The sequence below is a fragment of the uncultured Roseovarius sp. genome, assembly GCF_963972555.1.
GTDB classification, from domain to species: Bacteria; Pseudomonadota; Alphaproteobacteria; order Rhodobacterales; family Rhodobacteraceae; genus Roseovarius; species Roseovarius mucosus.
In genome coordinates this window covers 1-12,440 of sequence record NZ_CAXAUM010000008.1, presented here as the reverse complement: position 1 = coordinate 12,440, position 12,440 = coordinate 1, and the positions used below count along the sequence as shown (strand labels likewise).

The 12,440-nt window shown below is 61.8% G+C and carries 13 protein-coding genes; 1 reads left to right on the top strand and 12 read right to left on the bottom strand.

The features are described 5' to 3' along the window. The 5 genes from rlmN to AACZ65_RS09550 form a co-directional block, all read right to left on the bottom strand. Entirely contained in the window at nt 1-1,179 is a 1,179-nt protein-coding gene (rlmN, locus tag AACZ65_RS09570; RefSeq protein ID WP_037270205.1) for a 23S rRNA (adenine(2503)-C(2))-methyltransferase RlmN, read from the bottom strand. 115 nt (nt 1,180-1,294) lie between these two features. Continuing rightward, nucleotides 1,295-2,263, bottom strand: coding sequence for an agmatinase (locus AACZ65_RS09565; protein ID WP_339670247.1), 969 nt, complete (start codon nt 2,261-2,263; stop codon nt 1,295-1,297). Continuing rightward, a complete protein-coding gene (locus AACZ65_RS09560; RefSeq protein WP_339670245.1) occupies nt 2,260-3,009 on the bottom strand; it encodes an NlpC/P60 family protein in 750 nt (249 codons plus the stop codon). The genes AACZ65_RS09565 and AACZ65_RS09560 overlap by 4 nt, the downstream gene beginning before the upstream one ends. Further along, complete coding sequence (locus AACZ65_RS09555) at nt 3,006-4,385, bottom strand: leucyl aminopeptidase family protein (protein WP_339670244.1); 1,380 nt, start codon at nt 4,383-4,385, stop codon at nt 3,006-3,008. Before AACZ65_RS09555 ends, AACZ65_RS09560 begins: the two co-directional genes overlap by 4 nt. Before the next feature lie 79 nt (nt 4,386-4,464). Beyond that, a complete protein-coding gene (locus tag AACZ65_RS09550) occupies nt 4,465-4,845 on the bottom strand; it encodes a hypothetical protein (RefSeq protein ID WP_339670242.1) in 381 nt (126 codons plus the stop codon). 152 nt (nt 4,846-4,997) lie between these two features. Here AACZ65_RS09550 and AACZ65_RS09545 point away from each other — a divergent pair, with 152 nt between their 5' ends. Beyond that, entirely contained in the window at nt 4,998-5,648 is a 651-nt protein-coding gene (locus AACZ65_RS09545; protein ID WP_339670240.1) for a carbonic anhydrase, read from the top strand. Nucleotides 5,649-5,693: 45 nt separating this feature from the next. On the opposite strand, the gene AACZ65_RS09540 is transcribed toward AACZ65_RS09545, so the two are convergent. The 7 genes from AACZ65_RS09540 to AACZ65_RS09510 all read right to left on the bottom strand — a co-directional run. After that, nucleotides 5,694-7,892, bottom strand: coding sequence for a 3-hydroxyacyl-CoA dehydrogenase NAD-binding domain-containing protein (locus AACZ65_RS09540; protein WP_339670238.1), 2,199 nt, complete (start codon nt 7,890-7,892; stop codon nt 5,694-5,696). Nucleotides 7,893-7,895: 3 nt separating this feature from the next. After that, the gene (locus AACZ65_RS09535; RefSeq protein ID WP_339670237.1) at nt 7,896-8,375 is read right to left on the bottom strand and encodes a cupin domain-containing protein; all 480 of its coding nucleotides are present in this window, start codon (nt 8,373-8,375) and stop codon (nt 7,896-7,898) included. After that, nucleotides 8,375-9,586: an acetyl-CoA C-acetyltransferase gene (locus AACZ65_RS09530; protein ID WP_339670235.1), complete on the bottom strand. Its 1,212-nt coding sequence runs from the start codon at nt 9,584-9,586 to the stop codon at nt 8,375-8,377. Before AACZ65_RS09530 ends, AACZ65_RS09535 begins: the two co-directional genes overlap by 1 nt. Before the next feature lie 15 nt (nt 9,587-9,601). After that, nucleotides 9,602-10,237, bottom strand: coding sequence for a glutathione S-transferase (locus tag AACZ65_RS09525; protein ID WP_339670232.1), 636 nt, complete (start codon nt 10,235-10,237; stop codon nt 9,602-9,604). A 232-nt stretch (nt 10,238-10,469) separates the two neighbouring features. Continuing rightward, nucleotides 10,470-11,621: an acyl-CoA dehydrogenase family protein gene (locus AACZ65_RS09520; RefSeq protein WP_339670230.1), complete on the bottom strand. Its 1,152-nt coding sequence runs from the start codon at nt 11,619-11,621 to the stop codon at nt 10,470-10,472. A gap of 27 nt (nt 11,622-11,648) precedes the next feature. Then, nucleotides 11,649-11,861, bottom strand: a complete 213-nt coding sequence (locus tag AACZ65_RS09515) for a hypothetical protein (protein ID WP_037270221.1) — start codon at nt 11,859-11,861, stop codon at nt 11,649-11,651. A 27-nt stretch (nt 11,862-11,888) separates the two neighbouring features. Then, nucleotides 11,889-12,440 (bottom strand): acyl-CoA dehydrogenase (locus AACZ65_RS09510; protein ID WP_339670227.1); only part of this gene is annotated, 552 nt, incomplete at its 5' end.

The window sequence follows — 12,440 nt, the reverse complement described above, 5'->3', positions numbered from 1 at the left end:
CTAATGCCCAACCTCGGCCTCGATCTGAGCACGGGATTTGCGTGCGCGCTCGGTGGCGGATTTGAGCTGGCCGCAGGCGGCCATGATATCCTCGCCCCGTGGCGTGCGGATCGGGCTGGCATACCCGGCCTTGTAGATGATGTCGGCAAAACGCTCGATCCGCTCCCAATCGCTGCGCTGATATGGGCTGCCGGGCCATTCGTTGAAGGGGATGAGATTGATCTTGGCCGGAATACCCTTGATCAGTTGCACGAGGCGGCGCGCGTCGGCATCACTGTCATTGACCCCTTTGAGCATGACATATTCAAAGGTGATCCGCTCGGAATTCGACAGGCGCGGATAGTCGCGCAGCGTCTCGAGCAGCGTGGCGATGTTCCATTTCTTGTTGATCGGCACCAGCGTGTCGCGCACCTCGTCGGTGGTGGCGTGAAAGCTCACGGCCAGCAAACAGCCGATTTCCTCTGCCGTCTTGGCAATCTCAGGCACCACACCAGAGGTCGAGAGCGTGATGCGGCGGCGCGAGAGGGAAATCCCCTCGCCATCCATGGCGATTTTCATCGCATCGCGCACGTTGTCGAAATTATAAAGCGGCTCGCCCATGCCCATGAGGACGATGTTGCTGATGAGCCGCGGACGTTCGCCCGCAGGCTCGCCCGGTTTTGGCCATTCGTTCAGATCGTCGCGCGCGAGCATCACCTGCCCGATGATCTCGCCGGCCGTCAGGTTGCGCACCAGTTTCTGCGTGCCGGTGTGGCAAAACGAACAGGTGAGCGTGCATCCGACCTGAGAGGAAATGCAGAGCGTGCCGCGATCGGTTTCGGGGATATAGACAACCTCGACCTCATGACCGCCTGCGATGCGCACCAGATACTTGCGCGTTCCATCCGCGCTGACCTGTTTGCTGACCACTTCGGGGATTGCCACGACGAACTTCTCGGCAAGTTCCGCGCGATAGGCCTTGGCCAGATTGGTCATGGCGTGGAAATCGCGCACGCCCCATTGATAGATCCATTGCCAGATCTGGTTGACCCGCATCTTGGCCTGCTTTTCGGGCGTGCCATGCGCGATCAGAACCTCGCGCAGGGTATCGCGGGTGAGACCGACAAGGTTCACCGGCCCCTCGGGCAACTTGCGGGGGATTGTCAGAACATCCTGTGTGATCGGGGCAGTTTGGGTCATGGGCCTGTCGCGGTTCGGGCTGGGATATGATCCCATATAGGATTCGCACACGGATTCCAAAGGGTTTGGCGGAGGGCACCGCCAAACCATGCGTCATGTGTGATCTGTTGGGGCCTTACCCCTCGGCGTGTTGCCCCGCCATGACGCAGAGCAGTTCAAACATGATCGACGCCCCCAAAAAGGCCGTGCCGCCAGAGGCGTCAAACGGCGGGGACACCTCGACCAGATCGGCACCGATGATGTTGACCCCTTCCAGCCCGCGCACCACCTGCAACGCCTGATAGCTGTTGGGGCCGCCCACCTCAGGTGTGCCGGTGCCGGGCGCGAAGGTAGGATCAACAAAATCGATGTCGTAACTGACATAGGTATCACCGCTGCCCGCTATCTCGCGCGCCTCGGCCATCACATCCTCGGGACCGCGCGCATGGAATTCCTCGATCAGGATCAGGCGGATGCCAACGGCCGCCGCGAAATCGCGATCCTCGGTGTCATACATGGTGCCGCGCAGCCCGATCATCACCACGCGCTTGGGGTCGAGCAGACCCTCTTCCACAGCGCGGCGGAAGGGGGTGCCGTGGGTATACATCGTACCGCCGAAATAGGAGTGATAGAGGTCTGTGTGGCTGTCGAAATGGATCATGCCCACCGGCGCGCGGCGGGCCAGCGACCGAAGCACCGGCAGGGTCGTGAGGTGATCACCGCCTGCGGTCAACGGGAGGATCCCCGCGCCGGTCACACTATCGTAAAATTCAGTAATCCGACGCATGCTGTCGATGATATCCGCAGGGTTTGGCCCCACATCCCCCAGATCGGCGCAATTCACTGCCTCGAACGGGCGCATGCCGGATGTCGGGTGCTGCGCGCGGATCATCGTCGAGGCATCCCGCAATTGGCGGGGGCCGTGACGCGGACCGGGCCGGTTGGTGGTGCCGCTATCCCAGGGCACGCCAATTAGACCGATCTGCACGTCTTTGTACCGCTCATGCCCGTTGGGCACATAAGGCAGACGCATGAAGGTTGGCACGCCGGCAAAGCGCGGCAACTCAAAACCGGAAATCGGGTGAAAGAAGGGATCGGAGGTCATGACAGTCCTTTCAAGCGTTTGCGAGAGGTGACGGGGCCGTCGCCCTGTGCCGCGATACGGGCGATGGCATCCGTGATGGGTTCATAGGCCACGGCCATGTGATGCGCGTTGGCATGGAGGAGCGTGTCAGGGTCCGAAACCCACGCCACATGCCCGCGCCAAAAAAGAAGATCGCCGCGTCGAAGCGGCGCAGTATCTGACAGGTGTTCCCCCAGACCTTGCTCTTGCGGGCCACTGTCACCGGGGCAGGCGATGCCGCAGGCCAGGCATCCTGCCTGCACCAGACCAGAGCAGTCGATGCCGAAACTCGAATTGCCGCCCCAAAGATAGGGGGTGCCAAGATAAATCTCGGCCACGGCGACAGGGTCGGCCGCATGCACCGCCAGAGCCGTCAGATGCGCCCGCGGCACATAGCCTTGCGGTGTTTCGGCAAAGCGTCCCTCGTCAGAAAGCACCTCAAGACACGCACCGTGACCAAGACTGAACAGCTCACGGGCCTTGAAATCCGGCTTGGGGTAGACATGCGTCGCGCGGGCGCTGACGCGGTGTGTGACGATCCCCTCTGTCAGCGCCGCCATGGGCACAAATCCCGGATAGCCGTCGCGGGCGGCGCGGACCTCTGCCCAGCCATCCGTGACGCCGGTCACGGTCACGGACTCTCCCATCAAAAGTTGCCTGTCGCGCGGACCATCCGGGCAACGCAAGAGGTCAACGAGAGGCATGGCAATGAGGCGGCTTGCGGTCACAGCCCCAGCACCTCGGGTATAGCCTCCAGCAATGCGCGGGCGCCCATGCCGACACCGCCCTTGGGGCGGGCGGGGGCAGCCGTCGGCGTCCAGCCGTAGATGTCGAAATGGCTATAGTTCAGCCCACCCGCAAAGCGCCGCAGGAAAAGCGCAGCGGTGATCGAGCCTGCAAAGCCCCCCGAAGGCGCGTTGTCGAGATCGGCAATCCCCGGCTCGATCATCGCCTCGTAGGGGGTATGGAAGGGCAGACGCCAGACCGGATCGGCCACGCGCGCCGCTGCGGCCTCAAGTGCCTCGGCAAAACGGGCATCGTCGGTGTAATAGGGCGAAAGGTCCGGCCCAAGCGCCACGCGCGCGGCCCCGGTGAGGGTTGCCATGGAGATCATCAGATCGGGTGCATCCTCGGCCCCATAGGATAGCGCATCCGCCAGCACCAATCGCCCCTCGGCATCGGTGTTGTTGACCTCGACCGTGAGGCCATTGCGCGCGGTCAGGATGTCGCCGGGACGAAAGGCATTGCCTGCAACCGCGTTTTCCACCGCCGGAATGAGCACGCGCAACTGCACGGGCAGGCCAATCGCCATGATCATATGCGCAAGCCCCAGAACCGTGGCGGCCCCGCCCATGTCTTTCTTCATCAACCCCATGGAGGAGCCGGGTTTGAGATTGAGCCCACCGGTGTCGAAACAGACCCCCTTGCCGACCAAGGTCAACTTTGGGCCATTCTCACCCCACCGCATATCTATGAGGCGCGGCGGCACAGCAGAGGCGCGCCCGACAGTGTGGATCAACGGAAAATTCTGCGCGAGCAGGTCCTCGCCCCGCACGCAAGTCATGCGCGCACCCTGCTGATCTGCGATGGCAACACACGCGGCCTCAAGGGCATCGGGGCCAAGATCATTGGCCGGGGTGTTGATGAGATCGCGGGTCAGCGCCTCACCCGCCGCAATGATCTCCAGCCGCGCGGCGTCAATACCCTCGGGCGCGACCAGCCGCGCCTTGGCCGGGGACTGGGCACGATAGCGCTCGTAGGCGTAATGCGACAAGAGCCAACCCAAGCACTCGGTCTCGGCCTGATCCTCGGGCAGACCCTCGACACGGTAAGTGAAGGCGGGCAAGGCCGCAGCGATCCCCGCCAGATGAAACCGACCCCGTGCGCGCGTCGCAGCCGTTCCATAACCGCCCAAGGCCATGGCAATGCCGCCCGCCGTATCGGGCACGATCAGAACGCGCCCAAGGGCACCCGTGAACCCCATGGCGCGCACCCATGCCGCAACTTCGGGCGTTTGCCCTGCAAGCCACCCCTCAAGAGCCTCCTCAGCTACAAGATGCAGCGGCAGGGCGGGCGTGTCGGGAGCAGCGAATCTGAGGCTCATTCTGGCGGACCTTCTGGCAAGAACAATGCGCGCCAGCCTAGCCACGATTGCGCCGCCTGCAACCCGTCATTTGACCCGGTCACAGGGGCAGGTCGGACATATCCCAGATTTCGCAAAGCGAGCGCTCACCGATCCGCAGCAGCCGCGCAAAGGTCGCGGCAAGGGCATTGGCATCACCTGCGTCGATAGAGGCGGTTACATCCCCCGCCACCCGCGCCAGATGCAGCATACCGATCTGATCCGCGATGGCGATCAGGCTGCGCGTGCATTTGCGCAGATCAGCCATTTGCCCCTCACGGTAAAGCCGCTCGGCATGGGTAAGCCGCGCCGCCAGTTCCTCGAGCGCGCGACACACCACATCCTCGGCATTTGCCTCTCCCAATTGCAAGTAGAGCGCCGCAAGCCGATGCGCGTCGAGCCGCACCTGCTCCTGTTGTTTCAGCAATGTCACTTGGTCCACATTCTCACCCACGATGTCAGTTTGCCCCCACGGCGCGGGCAGAATGACGCCATTGCAGTTCCCAAATGGTTTCCGGCGGCGCAAATTGTCACTCGAATTCGAGGCGAATCCCGACTATTGACCAGTCGATTGCCCAAACCCCGGGAGAGACCATGGAACATGCCCGCCCCCTGCCCGCCTATCTGGTGCACCGCTTTCATGGCTGGAAGGCCACGAGCTATACCGAGAACCAGTCGTGGTATCGGCATCTGGCGCAGCAGGGTCAGCACCCGCGCGCGATGGTGATTTCATGTTGTGACAGCCGCGTGCATGTGACCTCGATCTTTGGGGCGGATCAGGGAGAGTTCTTTATCCACCGCAATATCGCCAACCTTGTCCCGCCATATGTGAGTGATGGCGCCCAGCACGGCACCTCGGCGGCGGTGGAATATGCGGTGACGGCGCTCAAGGTGGCGCATGTGATCGTGATCGGTCATTCCGCCTGCGGCGGGGTCAAAGGCTGCATGGACATGTGCTCGGGCCATGCGCCAGAGCTGGAAAAGCAGACCAGCTTTGTCGGACGGTGGCTCGATATCCTGCGGCCCGGATATGAGCGGGTCAGGGATATGGCCGATGCCGACGCCCAGATGAATGCGCTGGAAAAACAGGCGGTGGTGATCTCGCTCGAGAACCTGATGACGTTTCCGTTCGTGGCCAAGGCCGTGTCAGAGGGCGCGCTTACGCTTCACGGGCTCTGGCACGAAATAGGCTCTGGTGCTCTGGAACAATATAGCGGCAATCAGGACGCATTCGTGCCGCTTTGAATGTGCCCCCCGGCGCGCCGCAGCAGCGCGCCGGGGATCGTATCATCAGGCCGCAGCCGCCTGCCCGCCAAAGCGTCCATAGAAGCTCTGGGTTTTGTCCGCCATCTCGCGCAGCAGTTTGGGCGTTGTGAAACGCGGGCCGAATTTTTCGGCCAACTGGTCGCACCGCTCTGCGGCATAGGGCGTGCCGATGATGTCGAGCCAGGCAAACGGCCCGCCCGACCAGGGCGCAAAGCCCCAGGCTAGAATTGCGCCCACGTCGCCTTCGCGGATGTCCTCGAGCACACCCTCCTCCAGCGCACGCACCGCTTCGAGCACTTGTGCAAACATCAGGCGATGCTGAACCTCATGCAGATCGGGCTGTTCTGCGGCGCGGGGATATTTGGTGGCCAAACCCGGCCAATAACCCAGACGCTTGCCCTTTTCGTCATAGTCAAAGAACCCGGCCTTGGATTTGCGGCCCAGACGCCCCTCGCCTTCCATGTAGAAGATCACCTCGTCGACAGCGGCATCCGGGTAGGCATCGCCCATGGCCGCCTTGGTGGCGCGGGCGATTTTCGCACCCAGATCAATCGAGGTTTCATCGACCAGTTGCAGCGGCCCAACCGGGAACCCAAGCTGCCGCGCGGCATTGTCGATGAGCGCGGGCGCCACGCCCTCGGCCACCATGCGCAGACCCTCGTTGATATAGGGAATGATGCATCGGTTGCAGTAGAAGAAGCGTGCATCATTGACCACGATCGGCGTCTTGCGGATTTGCCGGACGTAATCCAGCGCCTTGGCGACGGCGCGGGGGCCGGTTTTCGCACCTTTGATGATCTCGACCAGCATCATCTTTTCCACCGGCGAGAAGAAGTGGATACCGATGAAGTTTTCGGGGTTATCCGAGGCTTTCGCAAGTTCGGTGATCGGCAGAGTGGACGTATTGGTGGCAAAAATGCACTCTTTGTCCACAACGTTGAGCACCTCTTTGGTAACTTCGGCCTTGACCTTCGGGTCCTCGAACACCGCTTCGATGATCAGATCGCAGCCCTTGAGCGCCGCGTAATCCGTCGTCGCAGTGATGAGGTCCAGCGTCGCCGACTTCTTTTCTGCCGTGGCCTTGCCACGCTTGATGCCCTGATCCATGAAATCGGCAGTATAGGATTTGCCCTTGTCCGCCGCCTCTTGCTTCTGGTCGATCAGGACCACCTGCATGCCCGCCATGGCGGAGACAAGAGCGATGCCCGCCCCCATCATGCCCGCGCCCATCACGCCGACCTTCTTGACCTTCTGATCGGACACGTCGGGGCGGTTGGCGCCCTTTTCCAGCGCCTCCTTGTTGATGAAAAGCGAGCGGATCATCGCACTGGAACTCGGGTTCATCAGCACATTGACGAACCAGCGCGCCTCGATCTTGAGAGCGGTGTCGAACGGCACGAGCGCGCCTTCATAGACCGCAGACAAGAGCGCCTTGGCTGCCGGGAACGCACCTTGGGTCTTGCCGTTGACCATGGCCGACGCGCCGACGAATGTCATGAAGCCTGCCGGGTGATAGGGCGCTCCGCCGGGCATCTTGTAGCCCTTGTCATCCCAGGGCTTGACGATCACGGGGTTGCTCAGAACCCATTCACGCGCTTTCTCGATCAGTTGATCGGCGGGCACCACCTCATCGACGACGCCGGCGGCCTTGGCCTTTTTCGGGTCGTTCAGCTTGCCTTCAAGCAGGAGAGGCGAGGCCGCCATCGCGCCCAACTTGCGCACAAGACGTGTTGTGCCGCCCGCACCGGGAAAAATCCCGACCATGATCTCGGGCAGGCCGATTTTGGCCGAGGGGTTGTCGGCGGCAAAGATGCGGTGACAGGCCAGCGGAATTTCAAGGCCAATGCCAAGCGCCGTGCCAGGCAGAGCGGCGGCAATCGGCTTGCCACCCTTGTTGGTCTTGGGGTCCATGCCCGCGCGCTCGATCTTGCGCAGGATGGCATGCATCCCCATCACCCCGTCAAAGAGCCCCTTGGCGGGATTGTCGCCCGCGTCATCGCGCATCTTGGCGATGATGTTGAGGTCCATACCGCCCGCGAAGGACCCCTCTTTGCCAGAGGTGATGATCACGCCCTTGACGGCCTCATCCGCCAAGGCCTTGTCAATCAGCGCCTCAAGGTCAAGAAACCCCTGGCCGTTCATAACATTCATCGACTTGCCAACGGTGTCCCATGTGATGATGGCCACGCCGTCGCTGTCGGTTTTCATCGTGAAATCAGTCATGTCTTACTCTCCGATCTGGTCAGCCGTCAGCGGGCTGCCATCTTTGCGGGTAAAGGTGTAACCGGCCGCATCCACCGACACCTTCATGTCGAGATCGCTGTAATATCCGGTCTCTGTTTCGGTTCGTGTGCCCACCACCAGAAAAACGGCGGGCACTTCGGTCTTGTTCACAAGGTGATGGCCATTGGCCTCGCCTGCCGGGAAAGTGGCACAATCGCCGGCCTGCATCGTGTGCTCGCCCTGATCGTCAATCAGGGTGCAGGTTCCTTCCGTCACCATCACGAACTCGTCCTGCGCCATATGGTAATGGCGCAAGGACGACATCGCGCCGGGGTCAAGCCGCACGAGATTAACGCCATACTGGCTGAGCCCGCCTGCATCGCCCAAGGCCTGGCTGCTGCGCCCGGCCATGGCCTGGGCCAGCTTGCCGGGATAGCTTGAGCCGCCCTTGAACGGGATCTTGGAAAGGTCCAGCTTTGGCATCAGACGCGCTCGATGATCGTGGCGGCCCCCATGCCGGATGCGATGCAGAGCGTGGCAAGACCCGTGCCCTTGCCCGTGCGCTCCAACTCGTCCAGCAGCGTGCCGATGATGATGGCGCCCGTGGCCCCCAGCGGATGGCCCATGGCGATTGCGCCGCCGTTCACATTGACCAGACCGGGATCGACATTGAAGGCCTGCTGAAACCGTAGGACAACGCTGGCGAAGGCCTCGTTCACCTCGAAGAGGTCGATGTCCGAAATCGACATGCCGCTGTCGGCAAGAATTTTCTGTGTGGCGGGAACGGGGCCGGTTAGCATGATCGTGGGATCGGTGCCGATCTTGCAGGTCTGCACGATCCGCGCGCGGGGCTTGAGGCCCCACTTCTCACCAAATTCCTTGGAACCAATGAGCACACCCGCCGCACCATCGACGATGCCAGACGAATTACCGGCATGGTGGATATGGTTGATCCGCTCCAGATGGGGATACTTCATCTTGGCGATCGTATCGAAACCCGGCATTACCTCGCCCATCGCCTGAAACGCCGGCGTGAGTGCGCCCAGTGTCTGCATGTCGGTGCCGGGGCGCATGTATTCGTCATGGTCAAGAATGGTCAGGCCGTTCTGATCCTGCACCTCGATGATCGACTTCGCAAACCGCTTGTCATCCCACGCCGCCTTGGCCCGGCGCTGCGACTCCATCGCGAGCGCGTCCGCCTCATCCCGGCTGAACCCGTATTCGGTGGCGATGATGTCCGCGGAAATACCCTGCGGCACGAAATAGGTTTCCATCGCAATCGACGGGTCCACGGCAATTGCCGCACCGTCGCTGCCCATGGCAACGCGGCCCATCATCTCGACCCCGCCTGCAATATAGGCGTCACCGGCCCCGCCCTTGATCTGGTTGGCGGCAAGGTTCACCGCCTCCATGCCAGAGGCGCAAAAGCGGTTGATGGCAAGGCCGGGAATGCTCTCATCCAGATCAGAGGCGAGCACGGCAGTTCGCGCAAGGCAGCCGCCCTGCTCCATCACCTGCGTGACATTGCCCCAGATCACGTCCTCGACGGCATGACCATCGAAACCGTTGCGGGACTTGAGCGCATTGAGCACCTGCGCCGAGAGGCGCGCGGCCGTGACCTCGTGCAGCGCGCCATCCTTGCGGCCCTTGCCGCGCGGCGTGCGCACGGTGTCGTAGATATAAGCGTCAGACATATCGGTCTCCTTCGTTCAGGCGCGGTCAGCGGGGCTGCCGGGCATCAGGTCATAGGGGTGTTTCCAGCCGGGCGTGGCGCTGATGTTGCTCAGCCACCGGTCGATATTGGGCCACTCGGCGCGGTCAAAGCCGAAGGGTTCGGGATAAAAGAGATACCCACAGCAGCTCAGATCCGCATTGGTGATCGCGTCTCCCACGATCCAGTCGCGCCCCTCAAGATGGGTGTCGAGGGTGGTATAGGCGGCCTTGAGACGACCTTGGGAAAAGGGGATCACCGCCTCCGGGCGCTTGTCCTCGGGCAGGAAGTTCATCAAGAACCGCGTCATGCCGGCCTGAGAGCTGAGCTTGTGATTGTCCCAGAACACCCAGCGCATCACCTCACGTGCCTCCTCGGGCGTGGTTCCGCCGAACTTGCCGGTCTTCTCGGTGATATACATCTGCATGACACCCGATTGAGTCAGCGTCACGTCGTCATCGACCAACACCGGCACCTCGCCCATGACGTTGATCTTGCGGAACTCTGGCGTGCGGGTCTCACCTCCGAAGAAATCGACATAGACCGGTTCCCATGCCAGTCCGCTCATTTCCAGCGCAAGCGCCGCCTTGTAGGCGTTGCCGCTTTCGCCCATGCAATAGAGTTTGATCGTCATGCTCCCGCTCCTGATGCTCGCGTGGGTTTCAAGTATTTTTGCCAAGAAGACGCAGGGAATTCACCCACCCTCAACGTGAACACGGTTTCATTGCCGGTGCGCAAAGGGCCGAAGCGCCGATGACCGCCCATGTAAAGATTCTGCTCTCTCGCCGGTTTGCGCAGCACCGGGCCTTCTTCTTGGCGAAAATACTCTCGCCGAAGGCATCCTGAAAGCAAGGTCGGGCACAGGATCATGCGGTTTTCTCCGACGCAAAGCCACGCGCGATCAGCTCTTTCATGATTTCGTTGGTGCCGCCATAGATGCGCTGCACGCGGGCATCGGCCCACATTTCTGCGATGTCGTATTCCTGCATATAGCCATAGCCGCCATGCAGTTGCAGACAATCATCCAGCACTTCGCCTTGGCTGTCAGTCAGCCAGTATTTGGCCATCGCGGCCTTTTCCACGCTGAGGTCGCCGCTTAGATGCTCAATGATGCACGCATCCAGAAACGCGCGGCAGACGGCGGTCTTGGTCTGGCATTCAGCCAGCTTGAAGCGCGTATTCTGGAACTGAAGAACCGGGCCACCAAAGGCCTGACGCTCCTTGCAATAGGTGATCGTGCGCTCTACCGCGCCCTCCATCGCCCCTTGTGCACCACAGGCGATGATCAGGCGTTCCTGCGGCAATTGCTGCATCATCTGATAGAAGCCGCGCCCCTCCTCGCCGCCAAGGATGTTCTCCGGCGGGATCTCGACGTTGTCGAAGAACAGCTCGGACGTGTCGCCCGCATGCATCCCGACCTTTTCAAGATTGCGCCCGCGCGTGAAACCCTGCGCGCCTTCGGTTTCCAGAACCACCAGCGAGATGCCCTTGGCCCCTTCCTTGGGGTCGGTCTTGGCCGCGACGATGATCAGCTCGGCATGCTGGCCGTTGGTAATAAAGGTCTTTTGCCCCGAAAGCCGATAAGCGTTGCCGTCCCGGATGGCGCGGGTCTTGATGCCCTGCACATCCGATCCGGCGGCGGGCTCGGTCATGGCCAGCGCGCCAACCATTTCGCCCGAAACCATCTTGGGCAGCCATTTCTGCTTTTGCGCCTCGGACCCATAGGCGAGGATATAATGTGCGACGATGCCGGAATGGATGGGATTGCCCCAGCTTGCCAGATTGGCGCGGCCCTGTTCGATGCAGATGACTGCTTCATGCCCGAAATCGCCGCCAGCGCCGCCATATTCCTCGGGGATGGACGGGCAGAGCAGGCCAAGGGCCCCCGCCTCAAGCCAGCAGTCGCGGTCCATGATCCCCGCCTTGCGCCAACGGGCAAAATGCGGCCGCCATTCCTCGGTGATGAACTTGGCGGTCATGTCCGAGAGCATCCGGTGCTCGTCTGTCATCCAGGTCATGGCCGGGCCTCCCTTCCCTTTGCCGCCTTAACGTTTGCGTGCCTCAAGTTCGGAATTGAAGAGCCTGAGACGGTGCGCAAAGGTTTCCTCATTGATCACGCTGTCGAAATTCTCGAAGAGAAAGGACAGCGCCTCGCCCTCATCCAGCCCCGAGTCCTGCGCAAACCGGCGCAGGCGGCGGTAGCCATCCTCGGTCATCGCCGCATTGAAGCGGCGCGTGAGGCGAAAGCGTTTCGGCATCTGTCCCTCCTCCCTAGCAGTCTCTCCTCAGAACGCTTCGGCCTCGAGTGCCATGACCGTATCGGCACCGCTCTGGATACGGGCCAGATGCAGTGCCGTCGCGGGCAAGCGGCGCTTCATGTAGAAGCGGCCCGTCGCCAGCTTGGTCTTGTAAAACGCCTCATCCGAGGTGCCAGCATCGAGCGCCGCGTGGGCCGCCTTCGCCATCCGCGCCCACATCAGGCCAAGGCAGACATGACCAAAGAGGTGCATGAAGTCATAGGAGCCAGCGAGCGCCGCGTTGGGGTTCTTCATCCCGTTCTGCATGAAGAACATGGCAGAGGCTTGCAAATCCTTGGACGCAGCCTTGAGCGGATCAAGGAAATCGGCCTTGAGCGCCTCATTGCCCTCGTTCTCCTTGAGGAAGGTCTTGACCAGTTCGAAGAAGGCCATGACGTGTTTGCCGCCATCCTGTGCCAGCTTGCGGCCCACCAGATCGAGCGCCTGAACGCCGTTGGCCCCTTCGTAGATCATGGCAATGCGGGCGTCGCGGGTGAACTGCGACATGCCCCATTCCTCGATATAGCCGTGGCCGCCGTA